This is a genomic window from Brevundimonas sp., from assembly GCF_965278935.1.
In the GTDB taxonomy this organism is placed as follows: Bacteria; Pseudomonadota; Alphaproteobacteria; order Caulobacterales; family Caulobacteraceae; genus Brevundimonas.
Map to the genome: position 1 here is coordinate 2,660,044 of NZ_OZ257124.1, position 20,565 is coordinate 2,680,608.

19 protein-coding genes are annotated in these 20,565 nt (G+C 67.8%); 6 read left to right on the top strand and 13 right to left on the bottom strand.

Going from position 1 to position 20,565, the window contains the following annotated elements:
- Nucleotides 1-4: 4 nt before the first annotated feature.
- The 5 genes from ACQY68_RS13265 to ACQY68_RS13285 form a co-directional block, all read right to left on the bottom strand.
- Nucleotides 5-1,447, bottom strand: a complete 1,443-nt coding sequence (locus ACQY68_RS13265) for an MBOAT family O-acyltransferase (RefSeq protein ID WP_428149940.1) — start codon at nucleotides 1,445-1,447, stop codon at nucleotides 5-7.
- Entirely contained in the window at nucleotides 1,448-2,725 is a 1,278-nt protein-coding gene (locus ACQY68_RS13270; RefSeq protein WP_428149942.1) for a GDSL-type esterase/lipase family protein, read from the bottom strand.
- Nucleotides 2,722-3,606: an SGNH/GDSL hydrolase family protein gene (locus ACQY68_RS13275; RefSeq protein WP_428149944.1), complete on the bottom strand. Its 885-nt coding sequence runs from the start codon at nucleotides 3,604-3,606 to the stop codon at nucleotides 2,722-2,724. Before ACQY68_RS13275 ends, ACQY68_RS13270 begins: the two co-directional genes overlap by 4 nt.
- Nucleotides 3,607-3,699: 93 nt before the next feature.
- On the bottom strand, nucleotides 3,700-4,659 hold the full coding sequence (locus tag ACQY68_RS13280; protein ID WP_428149946.1) for a peptidase: 960 nt from the start codon (nucleotides 4,657-4,659) through the stop codon (nucleotides 3,700-3,702).
- Nucleotides 4,660-4,802: 143 nt separating this feature from the next.
- The gene (locus ACQY68_RS13285; protein WP_428149948.1) at nucleotides 4,803-5,333 is read right to left on the bottom strand and encodes a peptidase S1; all 531 of its coding nucleotides are present in this window, start codon (nucleotides 5,331-5,333) and stop codon (nucleotides 4,803-4,805) included.
- 225 nt (nucleotides 5,334-5,558) lie between these two features.
- Between ACQY68_RS13285 and ACQY68_RS13290 the strand changes: the two genes are divergently transcribed.
- The 4 genes from ACQY68_RS13290 to ACQY68_RS13305 are packed head-to-tail and all read left to right on the top strand — an operon-like array spanning nucleotide 5,559 to nucleotide 8,495.
- A complete protein-coding gene (locus ACQY68_RS13290; RefSeq protein WP_428149950.1) occupies nucleotides 5,559-6,263 on the top strand; it encodes a CoA transferase subunit A in 705 nt (234 codons plus the stop codon).
- A complete protein-coding gene (locus ACQY68_RS13295) occupies nucleotides 6,256-6,663 on the top strand; it encodes a carboxymuconolactone decarboxylase family protein (protein WP_428149951.1) in 408 nt (135 codons plus the stop codon). Before ACQY68_RS13290 ends, ACQY68_RS13295 begins: the two co-directional genes overlap by 8 nt.
- Nucleotides 6,663-7,322, top strand: coding sequence for a 3-oxoacid CoA-transferase subunit B (locus tag ACQY68_RS13300; protein ID WP_428149952.1), 660 nt, complete (start codon nucleotides 6,663-6,665; stop codon nucleotides 7,320-7,322). The genes ACQY68_RS13295 and ACQY68_RS13300 overlap by 1 nt, the downstream gene beginning before the upstream one ends.
- Before the next feature lie 27 nt (nucleotides 7,323-7,349).
- Nucleotides 7,350-8,495 carry a toxic anion resistance protein gene (locus ACQY68_RS13305; protein ID WP_428149954.1) on the top strand — a complete coding sequence of 382 codons (1,146 nt, stop codon included), beginning with the start codon at nucleotides 7,350-7,352 and terminating at the stop codon, nucleotides 8,493-8,495.
- On the opposite strand, the gene ACQY68_RS13310 is transcribed toward ACQY68_RS13305, so the two are convergent.
- From ACQY68_RS13310 to flgK, 8 genes are all read right to left on the bottom strand, one after another.
- Complete coding sequence (locus ACQY68_RS13310; protein WP_428149956.1) at nucleotides 8,492-9,097, bottom strand: ABC-type transport auxiliary lipoprotein family protein; 606 nt, start codon at nucleotides 9,095-9,097, stop codon at nucleotides 8,492-8,494. The two genes, ACQY68_RS13305 and ACQY68_RS13310, sit on opposite strands and share 4 nt — an antisense overlap.
- Entirely contained in the window at nucleotides 9,094-10,032 is a 939-nt protein-coding gene (locus tag ACQY68_RS13315) for an MlaD family protein (RefSeq protein ID WP_428149957.1), read from the bottom strand. Before ACQY68_RS13315 ends, ACQY68_RS13310 begins: the two co-directional genes overlap by 4 nt.
- Nucleotides 10,033-10,044: 12 nt before the next feature.
- Nucleotides 10,045-10,797 carry an ABC transporter ATP-binding protein gene (locus tag ACQY68_RS13320; protein WP_428152665.1) on the bottom strand — a complete coding sequence of 251 codons (753 nt, stop codon included), beginning with the start codon at nucleotides 10,795-10,797 and terminating at the stop codon, nucleotides 10,045-10,047.
- A gap of 62 nt (nucleotides 10,798-10,859) precedes the next feature.
- The gene (locus ACQY68_RS13325; protein ID WP_428149958.1) at nucleotides 10,860-11,978 is read right to left on the bottom strand and encodes an MlaE family ABC transporter permease; all 1,119 of its coding nucleotides are present in this window, start codon (nucleotides 11,976-11,978) and stop codon (nucleotides 10,860-10,862) included.
- 105 nt (nucleotides 11,979-12,083) lie between these two features.
- Nucleotides 12,084-13,526, bottom strand: coding sequence for a UdgX family uracil-DNA binding protein (locus ACQY68_RS13330; RefSeq protein ID WP_428149960.1), 1,443 nt, complete (start codon nucleotides 13,524-13,526; stop codon nucleotides 12,084-12,086).
- Nucleotides 13,526-14,767: a putative DNA modification/repair radical SAM protein gene (locus ACQY68_RS13335; RefSeq protein WP_428149962.1), complete on the bottom strand. Its 1,242-nt coding sequence runs from the start codon at nucleotides 14,765-14,767 to the stop codon at nucleotides 13,526-13,528. The genes ACQY68_RS13330 and ACQY68_RS13335 overlap by 1 nt, the downstream gene beginning before the upstream one ends.
- 66 nt (nucleotides 14,768-14,833) lie before the next feature.
- Nucleotides 14,834-15,790, bottom strand: a complete 957-nt coding sequence (locus tag ACQY68_RS13340) for a flagellin (protein WP_428149963.1) — start codon at nucleotides 15,788-15,790, stop codon at nucleotides 14,834-14,836.
- Nucleotides 15,790-17,910 (bottom strand): flagellar hook-associated protein FlgK, encoded by a 2,121-nt coding sequence (gene flgK, locus ACQY68_RS13345; RefSeq protein WP_428149965.1) that lies wholly within the window; start codon nucleotides 17,908-17,910, stop codon nucleotides 15,790-15,792. The genes ACQY68_RS13340 and flgK overlap by 1 nt, the downstream gene beginning before the upstream one ends.
- Nucleotides 17,911-18,328: 418 nt before the next feature.
- On the opposite strand from flgK, the gene ACQY68_RS13350 reads away from it, so the two are divergent.
- Nucleotides 18,329-19,807: a flagellar hook-length control protein FliK gene (locus tag ACQY68_RS13350; protein ID WP_428149966.1), complete on the top strand. Its 1,479-nt coding sequence runs from the start codon at nucleotides 18,329-18,331 to the stop codon at nucleotides 19,805-19,807.
- Nucleotides 19,808-19,811: 4 nt separating this feature from the next.
- The gene (locus ACQY68_RS13355) at nucleotides 19,812-20,564 is read left to right on the top strand and encodes a flagellar hook assembly protein FlgD (RefSeq protein ID WP_428149967.1); all 753 of its coding nucleotides are present in this window, start codon (nucleotides 19,812-19,814) and stop codon (nucleotides 20,562-20,564) included.
- The last annotated feature ends 1 nt before the right edge of the window (nucleotide 20,565 follow it).

The window sequence follows — 20,565 nt, forward strand, 5'->3', positions numbered from 1 at the left end:
GCCCTCAGAACTGGAAATAGATGAAGGGGGCCACGCCGTCCGGGCGCACCGCCTCGACCAGAAGGATGGCGGCGCCGACGAGCAATCCCATCGTCAGGGACGGCGCCGGCTTCAGCCAGGTCGAGATACCCTCAATCGCGCGCGGCGGCAGCCAGTGCATGGCCAGACCGCCGACGATCAGGGTCAGCAGGAACGGTGTCACCACAGTGGCCGGCTCGAACCGGCCCAGACCCGTCAGCACCTCCATGGCCATCGGGAAGGTCTCGGCCCGGAACAGGATCCAGCCCAGACAGACGATATGGAAGGTGACCAGGACGCCCAGCCAGGCCGGCGGGCCTTTGCGGTCTCCGATCGCCGCGCTCAAGTAGCCCTCAGGGCGATAGCTCGACAAGAATGCGCGACCCAACCGCTCGACCACCTGCACCCCGCCATGCAGCGCGCCCCACGCCACGAAGGTCCAGGCCGCGCCGTGCCACAGCCCGCCCAGCAGCATGGTGATGAAGACGTTCAGGCACGACCGGATCAACCCCTTCTTGCCGCCGCCCAACGGCACATAGAGGTAGTCGCGCAGCCAGCTCGACAGGCTGATGTGCCAGCGCCGCCAGAAGTCCTGCATCGATGAGGCGCGATACGGCTGGTCGAAGTTTCGCGGGAAGGAATAGCCGAGCAGGGCCGCGATCCCGATCGCCATGTCCGAATAGGCCGAGAAGTCGCAATAGATCTGGACCGCATAGCCATACACCGCGGCCATCAGGTCCAGCGTCCCGTAGGACGACGGGTCGAAGAAGACGGGATCGACCAGCCGCACCGACAGCTCCGACGCGATCACCGTCTTCTTGAACAGCCCCCAGCAGATCAGCAGCAGGCCGTGGGTCGCCATCTCCCGCGTCAACCGCGGCGCCCGGTCGAACTGCGGCAACAGGTCTGACGCCCGCACGATCGGCCCAGCCACCAGATGCGGGAAGAAGCTCATCAGCAGCATGACGTCGAGCAGCGACTTCGCCACCGGCGTCTTCCCGCGATGCACGTCGACGACGTAGCTGATGCCCTGGAAGGTGAAGAAGGAAATCCCGACCGGCAGCACGATCTGCAGCAGCGGCAGGTCTCGCTCCCACCCGAACCGGGTCAGCAGGTCGCCCGCCTGTTCGACGAAGAAGCCGTAGTATTTGAAGAAGCCCAGGATCAGCAGGTTGCAGGCGACGCCCAGGCCGACCAGCCACTTTCGTCGCCCATCTTCGTCGGAGCGCGCGATCAGCACCGCCACGCCCCAGTTCAGGATGGCCGAGGCGATCAGCAGGCCGACGAACCGCCAGTCCCACTGGGCGTAGAAGAACCAGCTGGCCAGCAGCAGGAACAGCTTTCGCCGCCCGTTCTCGCGGTCCAGCGACCAGGCGGTGAAATAGACGAACAGGAAGAACACGCCGAACGCCAGCGTCGGGAACAGCATCTAGCGTCCGCCCCGCTTCCAGGCCTCGTAGGCGGCCATCAGGTCGGCCGACAGAAGACCGCCGATCCAGTCCGCACCGATGCTGGTGAAGTGCACGCGGTCGCCCCGCATGTAGGGCTCGTCTCGCAGGGCGAGCCGGTCGGACGAACACGCTCCCCCCATTCGACCCTGCCAGTCCCAGAACGCGACGCCCAGATCGGCGGCGACCCGGCGCTGCACGTCCCGGACCATCGCCAGAGAGGGTGGCGGCGCCCGCTGCCCATCGGCGCTGCACCCCCCGTGCGCCCCGCTTCTAACGGCGTCGGGCGCTCCGAGGATCATCAGGGCGGCCTCCGGGCGCAGTCGCCGGAACCGGCCGATCTGTTCCCGCAACAAGGTTTCGTAGGCGCGGCCGTCGAGGACGTCGTCGAACCCCTCGTTCACGCCATAAGCCAGAACGATGAGTGTCGGCCGCCAGATCGCCAGTTCCGCCCTCGCCAGCCCGTCGTCCCGGGCCGCAAGATCGCGCAAGGTGGAGCCGACGACGCCAAGCGCCGAAACCATCACCCCCGACCGCGCCTCGAGCATCAGGCTGTAGGGCTCGGCGTTCGCCCCGTGGGGGCGAAGTTCGATCGTCGTCGTTCCATCCGGAAGCAACCGGCCCAGACATCCCATCCCTCCCGTCAGCCGCTCGTCCGGGATGTTCATGGTCTGGGTCATGAGCATGGGGATCCATTGCCCCTGCACTGTGATGTCGAAGTCCCCGCCGACCGGTCCCTCCCGACCACAGAGCTTCAGAGACGACGGCGCCGCGCCGGGCTCGAGCGCCAGCGTCAGGACCGGGCGCGGCCCGAAGGTCGGTCTGAGAATGCCGGCCAGTCCCGCCACCCCGATCGGCACGCCGTCGCGCGCGACCAGCGGGGCCGGAGAGGTGCTCCAGTCTGTCGCCGTGACCTGCACCCCCATGGGCGCATAGCCTTCGTAGGGCACGCCCGCCGGGAGGACGCCGCGCCCCGCCGAACCGAACCGCGCCTGCAGATCCGCTCTCAGTTTTCCGGTGATCCGGTCTCCGGCGGTGTGGCTGTCGCCCAGCTGAAGAATGTGGACCAGCCCGCCCGGCCCCCGTTCGATCTCGAGGAACCGTTGGAACACCGGCGTCAGAGCCTCGACCTGACAGATCCCTCCGGGACAGACGCTCTCGCCGCGCTCCGGACCGGCGACCGCCACATAGGGGCGTTCCTGAGCCGCGGCCGATCCCGCCAGCGCCAGTCCAAGGACGAAGGCGATCGCCCGGATCACGCCGCCGGTTCTGCGACCGGACCGGTCAGCCCCGCATCCCGCTTCAGCCGCGCGGCCACCGGCTCGGTGATCCGCAGATACCCGGCCATCGACATGTGGATCCCGTCGTTGGCCCGCATCAGCCGCCGACGTCCCGTGCCTGTTTCGGGCAGGTAGGCGTCGTATTCGCCCTCGTCGTTCCGGGTGATGCTCTCGGTCTCAAGCCAGGGCACGCCCAGAGCCTGCATACGGGCCGACACGACCTGGTTGATCAGCGTCATCCTGGCGTCGAAGCTGGCGCGCTTCATCGTCGGCAACCCGACCCAGTAGACGGCGACGTTCTGGCTCCGCAGCATGGCCACAAGGTCATCGACCCGCTTGGCGTAGGCGGCCTTCCAGCCGTCGGTGCCGAAATCGTGGATCTCGCCGTCAATGCTGATGCCCTGGGCGTCGTTGGTGCCGAACAGGATCACCGCCACATCGACCGGCTGTTCGGCGATCTGCCGCGCCGTCTTGGCCTGGATGTCGACGTAGTCGTAGCGGCTCAGCCCCGTCGAGACCTCGCTGAACTTGGTCACCGTCACGCCCGGCTGGTCGCGCATCTCGCGATAGAGGCCCGTCCACAGGCCGTCGGCCATGGAATCCCCGAACACCCCGATCCTCAGATGACCACTCGCGGCCCGCGTGGCCAGGGGCGTCAGGACGGGGGCGGGGGCGGCCGGAGCGGCGGGCAAGGCGGCGGGCGATACCGTTGTCGGCGGAGGGCTGGCGGAGGCGTTCGCCGCTCCGCCCAGCATCAGGGTCGGACGACGCAGCCAGCCGCGACCATCCGGCGTCAGCGCCAGACCGATCAGGACCCCGACGACCAGGGCCGCCGTCACTGCATTGATACCCGCGCGCAAACGCCCCACCCCGACCGGGAAACTCAGGTTTCGCTTATAGCGCGGCTAGGGACGACCTCGCCATGCCGCACGCGCCACGCACGAGGATAAAGGTTAATTGGAATACAGCTCGCTGATGTCGAGCCGCGCCGGCTGACTCATGCCCGAGCTGTAGGTGCCCACCCAGATGTCATAGGTCCCGCTCATCGGATTGGTGATGTGCAGGGCTGGGTTCAGGCTGCCGTTGCCGCTGTCGTCGTCGCAATACCAGCGGCCGTCGGGTCCGTTGACGACCAGGGTGGTGTCGGTGTTGGCCTCGACGCTCAGGATCAGCGGCAGGCTGCCGGCCGAGTAGCTCAGCTCGACGTCCGGGGCGCGCGTGACGAAGCCCCGGCAGTGCGAGGCGATGTTCTGGGCGTCGATGCTGCCGCCCGCACGCATCGAGATCCGCTGCGGATCGGGCGTGAAGCCGGCGCTCAGTGTCACCGTGCCGTAGTTGGCGGCCTCGAACGGATCGACCGCGCCGGCATAGTTGCTTTGGGGATCGCCGCCGCCCATGGCGTTGCTGTTCAGTTCGGTGACGTAGAGCTGCGCCGCGGCGCCGTTGCCGCCATAGGCGCCGACGAAGACGTCGTACACGCCCGACTGCGGATCGGGGATGGACATCAGCGGGTTGGTGCCGTCGCCCGAGTCGTCGTCGCAGTACCACCGACCGTTCGGCCCGTTGATGACCAGGGTCGTGTCGTTGTCGCTGGTGACGCCGAAGATCAGCGGCAGGCTTCCCGCGTTGTAGGTCAGCTGGAAGTCCGGGGCCGTGGCGACCATGCCGACGCAGCCGTTGGCGACCGTGGTGGCGTCGACATTGCCGCCCGAGTACATGTCGATCCGGTACGGATCGGGCGTGAAGCCGGAGCTCAGGCTGACCGAGCCGAAGGTGGCGTTCTGGCTGATGTCCACCGACGGAGTCTGGGTCTTCTGACCCTTCTGCCCGCTCGGCGGCGCCGCGATCGATGCGCCCGCCGACAGCGCCAGAGCGGCGGCCAGCGCCAACACGAACCCAGGACCGGTCTTCATCACACCCACTCCCCACGCGGCGACGCCCGTCGCCCATCCGCTGCAATGTCGTTCCGCCCAAGCCGGGCGTCGTCATCAAAACGAATGAGGGCGCCGATCCGGACGAGAGGGATCAGATATCATCGCTTGGCGGAATTCAATGATTACCGCAGCTCGGTGATGAACAGCTCCGCGTCCCCGCCGTCACCGTCGAACGCGCCGACCCAGACGTCGTAGACGCCCGACTGAGGCCGGTAGAAGCTGACCTCCGGATCGGTCCCGCCGCCGGAATCGTCGTCGCAGTACCACTCGCCGTCGGGTCCGTTGATGACCAGGGTCGCGTCGCCGTAGCTCGACACCCCGAACGTCAGCGGCAGACTGCCGGCGTCATAGGTCAGCTGGAAGTCCGGCGCGCGCGAGATCATGCCGACGCAGTCCCCGCCGAGGCTCGCCGCATCGATCTCCCCGCCCGACGTCACGGAGACCGTACGCGGATCGTCGTCGAAGCCGGAGCTCAGATATTCCTCGCCATAGTTGGCCCGCGCGCTCGGGTCAGGCGCGCCGTAGCCGCCGCCATAGTTCCCGCCGCCATAGGCCGGTCCCGGCCCGTAGCCGCCGCCATAGCCGTACGGGTCCTCGACGCAGCCCGACAGGCCGACGATCGCCAGTGCGCCCAGCGCCAGAATGATCCGCATCAAACCTTCCCCCGGGGGCCTCTCGCCCCTGCGCCATCAAAGATCATCGATCCCCTGACCACAACCACGCCCCGGCCGCGCGTCGGAAATCGTCAGGCTGATCGTCAGACCGCTTACCATTGGCGCCCGGCGCGTCACCTCGCTACCTTGCCCCCGCGCTCCGACCGCCGTATGGAGCGTCAAAGCCGCCGATATTCATCCATCGGTGAAATAAGCGAGGAAGCGATGCGCAAGATCTTCACCGACGCCGCTGCGGCGCTCGAGGGCCTGACCTTTGACGGCATGACCGTCATGTCCGGCGGCTTCGGCCTGTGCGGCATCCCCGAGAACCTGATCGCGGGCCTGAAGGCCTCTGGCGTCAAGGGCCTGACCGTTATCTCCAACAACGCAGGCGTGGACGGCTTCGGCCTCGGCCAGCTTCTGGAGACGCGCCAGATCGCCAAGATGATCTCGTCCTACGTCGGCGAGAACAAGGAGTTTGAACGCCAGTACCTGGCCGGCGAGCTCCAGCTCGAGTTCAACCCGCAGGGTACCCTGGCCGAACGCATTCGCGCGGGCGGCGCCGGCATCCCGGCCTTCTTCACCGCCACCGGCGTCGGCACCCTGGTCGCCGAGGGCAAGGAGGTTCGCAACTTCGACGGCCGCGACTATGTCATGGAGACCGGCCTCGTCGCCGACCTGGCGATCGTCAAGGCGTGGAAGGCCGATGAGCGCGGCAACCTCGTCTTCCGCAAGACGGCCCGCAACTTCAACCCGATGATGGCCACGGCGGGCAAGGCCTGCGTCGTCGAGGTCGAGGAGATCGTCCCCGTCGGCTCGCTGGACCCGGACAATATCCACACCCCGGGCGTCTACGTCGACCGCATCATCCAGGGCACGTTCGAGAAGCGCATCGAACAGCGCACCGTCCGCCAGCACGCCGATGCCTGACGCCGAACGCGCCGAACGCGGCGCGGCCTATATGGCGACCCTGGACCCGGGGCTCGAAGGCGCCCTGCGCAAGGGCATGGCCCCGATCGCTCCCGACTTCGCCGACATGATGGTGGAGTTCGGCTATGGCGAGATGATGAGCCGTCCCGGCCTTGATCCTAGGAGCCGCCAGTTCGTCACCTTGGGCATCCTCGCCGGCCTCGGCCACCCGGTCGATCAGTTGAAGGGCCACATCAACGGCGCCCTCTCCGTCGGGATCACCCCGAAGGAGATCGTCGAGGCCCTGATGCAGGTCGCCATCTATGCGGGCTTCCCCGCCGCCACCAACGCCCTGCGCGTCGCCAAACGCGTCTTCGCCGACCGGGGCGTCAGCCCCCTGCCCTCTTCCGGAGAAAACTGATGCCCCGCACCCGCGAACAGCTCGCCGAACGCGCCGCCCAGGAACTGCAGGACGGCTTCTATGTGAACCTGGGCATCGGCATCCCGACCCTGGTCGCCAACTACATCCCGGCCGGGATGGAGGTCACCCTCCAGTCCGAGAACGGTATGCTCGGCATGGGTCCCTTCCCCTATGACGAGGACGTCGACGCCGACCTGATCAACGCCGGCAAACAGACCATCACCGAGATCCCCGAAAGCGCCTATTTCTCCTCGGCCGACAGCTTCGCCATGATCCGCGGCGGCCACATCAACCTGTCGATCCTGGGCGCCATGGAAGTGGCCGAGAACGGCGACATCGCCAACTGGATGATCCCGGGCAAGCTGGTGAAGGGCATGGGCGGCGCCATGGACCTGGTCGCCGGCGTCAAACGCGTCGTGGTCGTCATGGACCACGCCAACAAACACGGCCAGTCCAAGGTTCTGAAGACCTGTACCCTGCCCCTGACCGGCACGGGCGTCGTCAGCCGCATCATCACCGACCTCGCCGTCTTCGACGTGAAACCGAACGGCGCGGGGCTGGAGCTGATCGAACTGGCCGACGGCGTGACGCTCGAGGAAGTCGCCGCCAAAACCGAGGCCAGCTACACGGTTTCCCAATCCCTTAAAGCTGCGGCATAGTTATCCCCACCGGCCCACAGAGGCCGGATGCTGGAGGGTGACATGGGTGTTGCGGGGTCGATCAGTCCGGCGGGCGGCGCGCCGAAGCCGGATCCCGCTCGCGTGGCTGCGATCCGCTACACCATCGTCGACGAGCCCGAGACCTGCGCTGCGTTCGGCGAGACCGCCCGCGCGCCCCTCGCCGCGCTGAACGACCGCGCCCTGTCCGAAGCGCGCAGCGGCGACCTCGGCGAATGCAGCCTGCTGCTGGATCATGTCCGCGACCGCGTGGCCGGCCTCGACCCTGCCAAGCTGGTTCCGCGCAGCGGCCTGGCCGGCCTTTTCGACAGCCGGAACAAGCGTCTCAAAGCCTTCCGCGCCGGCTACGCCTCCGCCGCCTCCGCCGTCACCGAAGCCGCCGCCGACATCGGTGAGCGCGCGGCCGTCCTCGCCCGCAAGGACGCGGCGCTGGAAAGCCTCTGGTCCGAAACTCGCGAGGCCATCGCCGAGATCGACGCCCACATCGCCGCCGCTCGCAGCTGGCTTGCGAACGAGACGCCCACGCCGGTCGCGCAGGCCGCCACACCCGAGCCCGCCGAGAAGGCCTACGAGCCGTCAGAGACCGTCGCCGAGACCGAAACGGAAATCCCGCACGCGCCGGTCGAAGAGCTCGCTGACAAACCCGACCCTGAAACGCGTACGGAAGCCGGGCGCGAACCGGACGTCCCGGCGCCGGTCCTGTCGGAGGCGGTGGAGCCGGCCGAAAACGTCGAAGACGCGGAGATCGAACTCCAGGGTGACCCGGAACCCGGCCCGGCGCTCGCGCCCGTCGCCTCTCTGCCGCATCCGCTGGTCACCCGGCTGGCCGCGCTCGAAGCCACACGCGCCACCGCCATTGGCCGCCTGCCCCTGCTGCGCGCGGCCCAGAACGCCGACTGCCGCACCCCGGCCGCGCTCAAACAGATCTGCGAAGGCGTGGAAGCCTGGCGGGCGGAGTGGCAGGACGCCCTCGGCCTCGCGAGCAAGCGCCCGAAAAAAATCGTCCCTGACCGCGTGCGTCTGTCGAACGCCTCCTCCGCCCTGACCGACCGTATCGATGCCGCCGGTCGCGAGCTCTCGGCGGCGCAGGGCCGTCGCGCCGAACTCGACGCCCGTGTGGCCCCGGCCTGGACGGAGACCGCGCGCGCCGCCTAGTTCGTCGACGCGTTCGCGTCGGTCCAGGTCACGATCCGGGTGTTCAGATCGCGCGTCGCCACGTCATAGGCCTCGACGATGGCCCCGATCCGGTTCTCGCCGGCGGGTTGGCTGACGGTGAAGGTCTGTTCCGCGGACACCGTGCGCTCCGGAAACCGCAGCAGCCGCGCCCGCGCCGTGACCACCACGGTCGGGGTTCCACCGACATAGTCATAGCGCGTCTCGAAAGCGCGCACGTCGATGTCCAGCAGCCGCGTCGTCGGCGTCAGCTCGCGCCGCCCGATCAGCCTCACGCCCCGGGCCTGGGACGCGAAAGCGCTTTCCAGCGCATCGGCATACAACTGGTTCGCCGGCGACACCCAGCGAGCCCCGGCGACGAAGGCCGCCTGGGTGCCGGTGACGCTCAGAAGCCGGTCGCCGGACGGCGCCTGCGGGAACTCGACCGCCCTCAGCTTGACCTGGACCGGCGAGGCCACGGGAGTCCCTGCGGCGGCGCCGACATCGCCGAACCGGTACAACTGCACCGGGTCCGGCGACGACAGCAGGGCGCATCCCGACAGGGACAGGGCGGCGACGGCCGCGATGGCGAGGGTGCGGATCACGGCTGGACCTCCAGTTCCTGGGACGGCGGGCGGGAGATGAAGTCACGGGGGCTGGCGCGGACGTCATCCACCAGTCCCTGCAGGGATTCCGTTGCGTCCTGCAGGCCCTGGATCGCCTCCAGAAGCTGCGGCACGCCGGTCGTCGCGAACTCGCCCGCCGGTCCCTCGATGGCGTTGGCCGTGCGGTTGATCGAGGCGATCGCCTCGCGCGCATCGGCCGTCGCCTGGTTGATGTTGCGGACAGCCTCTGCGCCATCCTCGTTGACCAGACGGCGCGCATCGACGCCGAGGGCGCGATACTCGGCGATGGCGCCGTTGGCGTTCTCCAGCGCCTTCTCGAGATCTTCGAACATCCCCTTGCGGGCCTCGAGTTCGGTCGACAGAGCCTCGACGTTCCGAACGCTGGTCGAGAAGCTGCGGATATTGTCGTCCGAAAGCACCCGGTTGATCCGGTTCAGGGCGTCCACCGTCTGGGCCAGCACAGTGCCCGAGCCCGACAGCAGTTCGGCGATCGGCGACGGCTGCGACTGGATCACGGGCACGACATTGTCCGGATACTGGGTCTTCAGCAGGGCGCTGCCGTCCGTGCCGGCCGTGATCTGGATGTAGTTCAGACCGGTGATGCCCTGCGGCTCCAGCTGGGCGCGCGAGGTGACCCGCACCGGCGTCGTGGCGTCCAGACGGACCCGCGCGATGACCTGATCGCCCTTTTCAGGATCCAGGTTCAGGTCGGTGACCTCGCCCACCCGGATGCCGTTGAAGTGAACCTCGCCGCCTTCCGACAACCCGCGCACCGGCCCGTAGAAGACGATGTCATAGATGTCGTAGTCGTCGTTGAACTGCAGCCGGGCCAGCCAGATCGCGAACACCGCCAGCGCCGCCAGCAGGGCGACGGTGGCTATGCCCACGGCGGCGTAATGTGCGTCTCTTTCCATCTCGGTCTTGTCCTAAGCCGCCTTGGTGGCTGCGCGACCGCGCGGCCCCAGGAAGTATTCCTTGATCCACGGGTGGTCGGATTTCTCCAGCTCCTGCACCGTGGCCTTTTCAATCACCCGCTTGTCCGCCAGCACCGCCACCTTGTCGCAGATGGCGTAGAGACTATCGAGGTCGTGGGTGATCATGAAGACGGTCAGCCCCAGGTCGTCCGACAGCTTGCGGATCAGATCGTCGAACGCGGCCGCCCCGATCGGGTCCAGTCCCGCCGTCGGTTCGTCCAGGAAGATCAGCTCCGGATCCAGCGACAGGGCACGGGCCAGACCCACGCGCTTCCGCATCCCCCCGGAGAGCTCGGCGGGCTTCTGGTGATGGCTCTCGGGTTTGAGACCGACCATGGCGATCTTCATCTCGGCCAGTTCGCGAATGGTGTCCTTGGGCAGTCTGGTGTGCTCGACCATCGGCGAGGCGACGTTCTCGAGCACGGTCAGCGACGAGAACAACGCACCCTGCTGGAACAGGACGCCGGTGCGACGTTCGATATCGGCCCGGTCGGCATCGGTCGCGCCGCCGACATCGTGGCCCAGAATCTTGATAGAGCCGCCCTCGGGCTCCTTGAGACCGATGATGGAGTTCAGCAGCACCGTCTTGCCGGTGCCGGACCCTCCGACGACGCCCAGAACCTCGCCGCGCACCACGTCCAGGTCGAGGTCGCGATGGATCACCTGATCGCCGAACTGGCTCAGCAGGCCGCGCACCTCGATCATGTTCTCGGGCTTTTTGTCAGCCAAGGCGTCGTTGGCCGCGCCGCCAGTCGTCCGGGTCGCCTTCACAGGTTCAGCTCCAGGAAGATCAGGGCGAAGACGGCGTCCAGGGCGATGATGGCGAAGATCGCCTGCACCACCGCTGCCGTCACACGGCGACCCAGGCTCTCGACATCCCCGGCGACCGCCATGCCCTGGCGACAGCCGATAGCGGCGATGACCACGGCGAACACGGGCGCCTTGACCAGACCGACCATCAGATGGGTTCCCATCATCGGGTCCTCGCTGACACGCTGGATGAAGAAGGCCGGTCCGTAGTCGAGCTGGCTCCAGACCACCAGCAGGCCGCCGAGGAAGCCCGACACCATGCCGATGAAGGTCAGCAGCGGCATCATCACCAGCATGGCGGCCAGCCTCGGGATCACTAGCGCCTGGAACGGATTGACGCCCATGACCTGCATGGCGTCGACCTCCTGATTCATGCGCATCGAGCCGATCTCGGCCGCGAACGACGACGCCGACCGCCCGGCCAGAAGGATGGCGGTGATCAGCACGGCCAGTTCCCGCAGCACGGCCACGGCGACCAGCTGGACGGTGAACACCCCGGCCCCGAACTGGGTCAGCAGATTGGCGCCGAGGAAGGCGATGACGGCGCCGATGAAGAAGTTGGTCACGGCGATGATCGGCAGGGCGTCGAGACCCGACCGCTCCGCCTGGCTGACCCAGGCCGGCCAGCGGATGGCGCCCGGATGCCGGATGGCCGAACCCGTAGCCCCCATCAACCGACCAAGGAAGGCCATCGACAGCAACATCTCGGCCGCCGCGTCGTGCACGCCGTGACCGATCTTGGAGAAGATGCGCACCAGGGACGCCTGGCGTTTCGGCGGTTCCGCGCTCTGGCGTTCCAGCGTCTCGACCATCGCATAGATGCGCCCGGCCTCGGGCCGCGTGTCGAAGGCGTCGGCGGGCATGGCGAAGTTCGACGCCCGCACCAGGGCCAGGGCGCCGGCCGTGTCGAACCGGCCCAGTTCGCTAAGATCGACGTGTTCGATACTGACACCTTCCAAGGTGTCACCCAGCCGGATGGCTGTCTGGTTGATCCCCATGGTCGTCCAGTCGCCCGTGAGCTTGAGCACGGTTGCGTCGCCCCTGGCGTCCTCGATCTGGAAATCGGCCGTCTTCATGCCTTGTCCTTAGCCGAGCAAACGCGAATCGCCCATGCCCCGCGCGTCGAGACCGATCGGTTCAAACAACCGTCGTTATCATTCAGCCACAGGGACAAGGACGGATCAGAGCCGGTCGCGGACGCGCTTCAGATCCCGTACGAACGCGGCGCGTTCTCTCACTCTCGCCTCCTCGTCGGGCAAACGCAGCAGATAGGAGGGGTGAACCGTGATCATGGCCGTGGAACCGTCAGACAAAGGCAAAGGTTCCCCCCGCTCCTGCGTCACCGCCACCTTGCGGTTCAGCACGGCGAGCGATGCGGTCCCGCCCAGCGCCAGCACCACCTTCGGCTTCACGAGCCGCCGCTCCTGATCCAGCCACCAGCGGCAGGCCGATACCTCGCTCGTCGTCGGGGTCTTGTGCAGCCGACGCTTGCCGCGCGGCTCGTGCTTGAAGTGTTTGACGGCGTTGGTGACATAGACCTCGGCCCGGTCGATGCCCGCCTCTTCCAGCGCCGCATCCAGCACCTGACCCGCCGGTCCGACGAAGGGCTGTCCTGCCAGATCTTCCTGATCCCCGGGCTGTTCGCCGACGATCATCAGCTTCGCCGCCCTGGGCCCCTCGCCGCACACCCCTTGCGTCGCATCGCGATACAGCGGGCACCGCCGGCAGGCCTGCACCCCGTGCCTCAGCTCCTCCAGATCGGCGGCGACGAACCCCTCCTCCCAAGACCCGTCACGGACCGAGCGCGCGATCGCCTTGGCCAGGCGGGCATTGGGTTCGGAGGGCTGACTGGCGACCATGACCTCGGTCCGGGCGCGTGATGCCGCCACCAGTTCCGGGATCAGCGCCGCCTCCGGCAGGTTCTTCCAGTACCGTTTGGGCATCTCGCCCTGCATCGTCTGAACCTTCAGCCGCGCCGGGTTGAAGGTCGAAGCATAGTAGGTCTTCCAGAATTCCTCGATTTCGTCGTCTTGCGGTGCGTCCTCCGCGCGCGCGGCCGGACCGAACGTCAGCGCCTCCCCGTCCCAGAAGCACGACCCGTCCGGCGTCAGGATCGACCACCGCATCGTCGTGAACCGCCGCACGAAGAAGCCCGCCGTCTTCTCCAGCACCCGGTGCGCGGGCTCGAACCAGGCGACGAACGTTTCGCCCGCCTCGTCCTGCACGGCCCGAAAGCGGACGAAGGCCTTCATCTTGTGCGAGGCGCGGGAGACGTTCTTTGCCCGCTCCATCGCGTCGGCGACATCGCGGTCCGACACCACCTTCATCAGATCGGGTTCGTCCTTCAGCCGCCACAGCAGCCGGTACATCAGGTCGAACCGGTCGGCGGACCGGTGCAGGATCACCTCCTGCGCCACGTCCACGAAGGCCTTGGGAACGGTGAACTGGGTTTCCATCGCCGAGCCGGTCCGCGCGGGCGGATCATCGAAAAGCGATCCCGTCCCCGCCGCCCCAGCCACCCCGAACCGCGCATCCGCCGGCTCCACCCCGGCCAGCCGAAACGCCCGCGCGGCCTTCCGCCACCCTTCGAAATCGGTCTCGTGCGCCAGAGTCGCCGTCGGCATCAGAACAGACTCAGTTGCTCGGCCTTCGGCTGTCCCACCAGCCGTTCGCGCAGATCGACCGCGTCCGTCAGGCCGCCCGGCGTCCAGTCCAGTGTCGTGATGAACGGCCGCACCTTGTCGATGCCCCGACACAGCCGCGCGATGTCCTCCAGCCTCAGGGTCCGGTACCGGCGCACCGAGATCATCCGGTCGACCGACTTCACGCCGAGTCCAGGAACCCGAAGCAGCATCTCGCGCGGCGCGGTGTTCACATCGACCGGAAACTGCGCCCTCTGGTTCAACGCCCAGGCCAGCTTCGGATCGATGGCCAGGTCCAGCATCCCGCCGGTCGACGCCTCCCCGATCTCCGGCGCAGAGAAGCCGTAGAATCGCATCAGCCAGTCCGCCTGATAGAGCCGATGCTCCCGCATCAGCGGCGGTTTCGACAGCGGCAGGGCCGAGCTCGAATCCGGGATCGGGCTGAATGCCGAATAATAGACCCGCTTCAACCCGTAGCCGCCGTAAAGCGACGCCGACCGATCCAGAATTTCGGTATCCGGCGCTCCGTCTGCACCAACGATCAACTGTGTCGACTGGCCTGCGGGTGCGAACTTCTGCGGGCGGAACTTGTCCCGTTTCTGCGGTTTCGCCGCCTCGACCTTCAGCCGGACATTGGCCATCGCCTGTTTGATGACGCCGACGTCCTTCTGCGGCGCGAACCGCCCCATGGCCTCGTCGCGCGGCAGTTCGATATTGGCCGAGAGCCGGTCGGCATAGAGTCCCGCCTCCTCGACCAGTTTCGGATCCGCCTCGGGGATCAGCTTCAGATGGATGTAGCCGCGAAAGTCGTGCTCTTCCCGCAGCTTCTTGGCCACCAGCACCAGCTGTTCCATCGTGTAGTCGCCGCTTCGGATGATCCCCGACGACAGGAACAGCCCCTCGATATAATTCCGGCGATAGAAGTTGAGCGTCAGCTCCACCACCTCGTCCACGCTGAACCGCGCCCGCTGCACGTTCGAGGACACCCGGTTGATGCAATAGACGCAGTCATAGATGCAGAAGTTGGTCAGCAGGATCTTGAGCAGACTCACGCACCGCCCGTCCGGCGTGTAGGCGTGACAAATCCCCATCCCCTCGGTCGAACCGATCCCCTTGCCGCCCCGGCTGTCGCGTTTCGACGTGCCCGAGGACGAACACGAGGCGTCGTATTTCGCCGCATCGGCCAGCACCGAGAGCTTCTTCCTGAGATCCAGCTGCGCCATCGTTCATGGTATGTTCCCTTTCAGGAACATCGTCCAGCGTGGCCGTACGAGAGTCGGGTCTCCGACTTACCTGAGGAAGTTCAGAAGCGAGACTTCGCTGAGTTTCGCCACCACCTGCGCGGAGGCCTGCACCGCCACCTGCGACAGCTGCAGATCCGTCACCGCCTTGAGCGGATCGACATCGGTCCGGCTCGACACCAGCTTCTCCAGCGACAATTGCTGGGCCTCGTGGCTCGTCTTGATCTGATCAAGCCGGTTGGCCAGAGAGCCGTTCTTCGCCGCCGCGTCGATGGTCGAGGTCGAGGCGCTGTCCAGCCGCTTCAGCTGGGCGGTCAGGAAGGTCTTCTGCGCCTCGGTCGGCTTGCCGGTCAGCGGCCCGGTCGCGGGGTTGTCGTTGTAGGCCTTGATGTCCCGGAAGATCTGGAAAATGTGGCTCTGGGTGACCCCGTCGGCCTCGGTGAAGTTGAAGCCGTCGGCCAGATAGCCCGTCTCGACCGAGGTGTTCTCCGCGATACGCGACACCTGTTTGATCTGGTCGTTGCCGAGGGTCGAGGCCACCGTCGGCGCGGCGACCAGTTCACTCAGATTGGCGACCGAGACCGGGGCATTGGTCGTATCGGCGCCGGCGAACAGATAGCCGCCCTGATGGCGATAGTTGAGCCCGTTGGACACCGACTGGAACTGACCTTCCAGGTCCAGCATCAGGGTCGACATCGAATCCGAGGCCAGCACGCTGCCGATCGCCTCACGCGCGCCGCTCAGCGCATCGACGACCTGGTTGATGGCCAGGTCCTGGGCGTCCAGTCGGGCGGCGACGGCCTCGCCGGTGTCGAGGAAGCCCTGCACCCGCGACGCCGCGCCCTTCAGCGCCGTCAGAGTCTCGGACGCACGCCCGAACCCGGTCAGGTCGGTCGCGTTCTTGCGCGTCTGGACCTTCTCGCCCGCGTCGTTCTGGGCTTGCTGCGCCTGCATCAGGTTCAGCAGCGCCGACTGGTAGTTTCCGTTCGTCGAGACCCGGCTCATCAGATCATCCCCAGAAGCGTGTCGTACATGTCCTTGGCGGCCTGGATCATCCGGGCCGAGGCGTTGAAGGCCTGCTGATAGGTCGTCATCAGCACCAGTTCTTCGTCCAGGTTCACACCCTCATAGTTCTGCTGTCGCGCATCGGCCTCGGTCGACAAGGCCTGGGCGCTGGCCTGACGGGTCTTGGCCGCCTGGGCCTTGCCGCCGATCTCGCCGGACAGTTCGGACGCATAGCGCGACACCGACAGATTGCCGCCGGGGCTGTCGCCGGCGGCCGAGAACCGCACCGTCTTCTGGCCGGCATCGGCCAGGGTCAGCGCGCCTCGCCCGTCGCCCGAGCTCAGGCCCGCGGTTCCCGCCGTCGCCGCCAGATTCAGCTGGGCCAGCGCCAGCTTCGACGGGCTCTGCTGGATGTCGGTGCGTACCTTGAAACCGTCCGCGCGCGAGGCCCGCACGCCGCCGCCAAGGCCGAACAGTTCGGCGGCCGAGATGCCCGAAGGGACCTGGGTTGTGGTGTCTTCCAGCACACTGATGCGCGGCGCGGGATCACCCAAGGGCGTGAACTTAATCTCGCCGTTGGCGTCGAGGGCGAAGGAGCCGTAGCGGCCGACGCCGGTCACCGTGCTGTTCAGAGCCGTCAGGAAGTCGCCGACCGTGCCGCCGGCCGGGATCGCCACCTGGATGTCGCGGATCTTGGCGCCGCTCTCGCCGGTGAAGCGGAAGCTCAGCGTCTCGCCGGCGGTGAAGCCGTGGGCCGACGACGTCGTCATCCCCATGTCGTAGAGGGCCGGCCGCTCTGTCGAGATCAGGTCGTTCATCCCGAAATAGTGGGAGAAGCCGCGTCCGGCCTTGACGCCCGGCGTCGTGGCGCTGTCGGCGATGGCGACGCCGTTCGATCCGGCCGCCGTGATGCTCAACTTGCCGCCGGCGAAGCTCGCCGTCGCCGCCCCGCCCAGCGAGGTGTTCAGGCTGGTCAGGAAGTTGGCGATCGGCTGGGCTGCGCCGCCGTTGATCGTGAAGGTCGAACCCGAGAAGACGATGTCCGCGCGCGTGGCGATCGCACCCGTCGTCGGATTGACCACCGCGATCGTCGTCCCGCCCGTGAACCCCGTCAGGGCGGTCGTCAGATCCTGGCCGACGTTCTTGCCGGTCAGGGTCGTGGGCGGCGGGACGGCCGAGTTGGCGTTGTGCGCCCGGTTCAGCTCGTCGGCGACGTGGGTGACCAGTTCGGCCAGTCGCTCCGCCGTCTGCGGCGCATCGACGTCGCGCAGTTCCAGCAGCCCCTTGATCTCGCCCGACTTCAGTCCGTCGGCGAAGGCGCGCTTGGCGCCGCCCGGCTCGGTGACCCAGATCTCGTTGAAGCTGGTCTCCGCATTGACCGTACCCGCGCGATGATACTCGAGCGTCGCCACGCCAGCCCCGGCCAGCACGACGCCGGCCCCGGTGCGGATCGATACGCCGCCGACCGACCGCTGCGACACCTGCACATCCATCAGGCTGGACAGTTCGTCGACCAGCCGCGCCTGCTGCGTCTGTGCGCCCGAGGCGTCACCGTTCAGGACGGTGGCCTTGGCGATGTCGACGTTCAGCGTCTCGATCTGCTTCAGAAGCGTGTTGGCCTTCTCGACGGCGCTCTGGATCCGGCCGTCGGCGTCCTCGCGCACGGCCTGGATTTGACCGGAGATACGACCGGCCTCGTCGAAGATCGCCTGGGTCTTGAACAGGGCGTCCTGGCGCCGGGGGCCCGACACCGCGTCTTCGGCCGCCACGGCGAAGGCCGAGAAGACGTCGTCGATCTGGGAGAAGAAGCCCGTATCCCCGCCCGGATCGCCGAACAGCGACTGGATCCGGTCGTACAGTTCGTAGCGCACGCCCTGACGACTGGCCTCGGCGCCGGCGCTCAGCGACGCGGCCTGCAGGAACCGGTCGGTGGCGATGCGCACACGCGCCACCTCCACGCCGGAGCCGACGCCCTGGGTCGTCAGCGACACCTGGTCGGCGATCTTTCGCACATATCCGGGCGTGTTGACGTTGGAGACGTTGTCCGAGACCACGCGCAACTGCGTCTGCGCCGTCTGCAGCCCCGAGTTGGCGATGTTCAGGATGGTGCTCAGGCTCATCCGATTAACCCTCCGCCCGGCAAGCCCTGCCCGGCAGGCTGCGCGTCTTGCCCAGCCGTGCGCGTATGCGGCGCGGGCAACGCCTTGATTATCTTGAACATCACTCGACGCGACTGGCTCATGACGATTCAGGTCGCAAGCGCCGGGCCAGATGCGCGCTGTGACCGTCCGCACCCGGAAAGGTCTTGGAAAGGCGCCGGGCAAAAAGCGACTTTTACGCGGCGAGACGCGGCAATAAACGTCGTGACGACCCTGCCGCGACCTCTAGAGGCACGAGCACCTTATTCCATGATTTCAATGCGCTGGTGACGATCTTTCCACTTGGCCCGGCCCTTGCGACGGGCTGACCGAATGTTTCCGGCGCAGCAGGCGCCACGCCTTTCCTCGTTGCCTCCAGTCACGAAGTCGCCTGCACCGCATGTCCGTTCCCGGTCTCGCCATTCCCGCCGCGCCCTCCATGGGCCACGCCGCCGCTTCGAAGCGCAGCGCGGCGAACACCGACGCCGACTTCGCCGCCATCCTGGACGACACCGCTCCGGCCACGGCGCCCGTCAGGACGGCCGCGCCTGCGAAACGCGAAACGGAAGCCGCCGCTGATCCGGCTCCGGCCTCCGCCGAAGACGTCGCTGTCGAAGCCGTGACCGACGCCGCTCCTGTGGCTCCGGAAACGCCCGTCGCCATCCCCGTTTCTCCGATCGTCTCCACACCGTCGGCCGCCGCTGCAGCGCCCGTCGCGGATGACGCCATGCTCGCCAGTCCGGTTCCGTCGACGTCGCCAGCGACGCCGGGCATCGAAGGCGCCCTCGAAGCCTCGACGCCCGTTCCGTCCGAGAACCTTGTCCCGACCCTGCCCCGGCCCGACGCTCGACCGGAGGCCGCCCTCGCGTCCGGTCCAGCCACCGAAGACAGCACACCCGCCACGACGCTCGCCGATCTGCCCGATGTCGCGGCCGGTCAGATGGAACAGGCCAAGGCTGCCGTCGCGACACCGGCGCCGGCGCCGGCTGCATCCGCGACTGTCGCAGCGGCCGTCGCGTCGCTCACGCCCCGCCCCGCCAAACCCGCCGTTGAAGATCCGGTCGCCGCCGAGGCCGTCCCTGCGGAAGAGGTCCCGGCCTCCGCGCCGCTTGAAGCCAAAGCCGCTCCGGTCGATGAGCCGCGTGTCCGTGACGTGATCGAGCGCGCCCGGTCGGGTCGTGCGGAAGGCCAGGCCGCGCCCGCTGACCGGGAGGCTTCTCCCGCTTCGGACGCTCCCGAAGGCGCCGCGCCGGCCGCCGCGACCCTGACCGGCCTGGCCCGTCCTGCTCCGGCCGCCGCACCTGTCGCCGCAGCGATCCTCGTCAGCGCCGACGCCGACGCCGCGGTCGCCACCCCGCTCGCCCCGACCACGACGCCCACCGAGGCGCGGCCCGCCGAAGCCGCCGCGTCCCTCGCCCTCTCCACGATCTCCCACGCCGCCATCGAGACGACGGCCCGGATCGCCGCCCAGATCGTGCGCAAGCTGGAAGGCCGGTCGAGCCGCTTCGAGATGGCGCTGACGCCTGAGGGCCTCGGCAACGTCGACGTCAGCCTCGACATCGACGCCGACGGCAAGCTCGTCGCCAGGATGGCCTTCGACAATCCGCTGGCCGCCACCGAGCTGCGCGGCCGCGCCGATGAGTTGCGCCGCCAGCTTCAGGACGCCGGCTTCACCGTCGCCGACGACGCCCTGTCCTTCGCCGAGCGCGACGCCTCCGCCGGTCAGCAGGGCGGCTCGGCCTTCGACCGCCGTCCCGACCCACGCAACGCCCGCGCCTTCGGCGCCGGCGCCCGTCTGTCGGCCGACGCCGACATGGCCATGCAAGGCCGCTGGATCCCTCTCACCCTGACGCCCGACCGCGTCGATATGAAGGTCTGACCCCATGGTCGCCCCGATCACCGCCACAGACGCCGCAGGACGGACCGCCAATACCCGGACCAGCCTCGTCTCCAACTTCGAGACCTTCCTGTCGCTGCTGACCGCGCAGCTGAAGAACCAGGATCCGCTGTCGCCGATGGATTCGACCCAGTTCACCCAGCAGCTGACCCAGATGACGGGGGTCGAGCAGCAACTGCTCACCAACGACCTTCTGACCAGTCTGCTCGCCGCCCAGTCGGGGACCGGCCTCGGCGGCGCGTCGAACTATATCGGCAAGGACGCCACCGCCTCCTGGGCCGTCACCAAGCTCGACGCAGGCTCGGCCACCTGGTCCTACGAACTCGGCGGCGCGGCCTCGGAAGCCACGCTCCAGGTGCTCGACTCGACCGGCAAGGTCGTCTGGACGGGCCCGGCTCCGGACCGCTCCACCGGCACCCATGACTTCGTATGGAACGGCAAGACCACCGCCGGCGGACAGCTGCCGGACGGCGGCGTCTATTCGCTGAAGGTCACCGCCAAGAACGGCGCGGCCACGGTCGAATCCCAGGTCCTGACCCGCGGCCGCGTCACGGGCGTCGAGATGTACGACGGCGTCCCCTACCTCACCATCGGCAACTCGATCGTGCCCGTTTCCAGCGTCATCGGCCTGGACGAGCATCGGGCCGCCGCCGACACCGCCACCGGAGACGATGACCCCGAGGCCAGCCTGGCCGAGCGGATCGCCTCCGCCCTGAACCCCCTCAAGTTGCTTTCCTAAG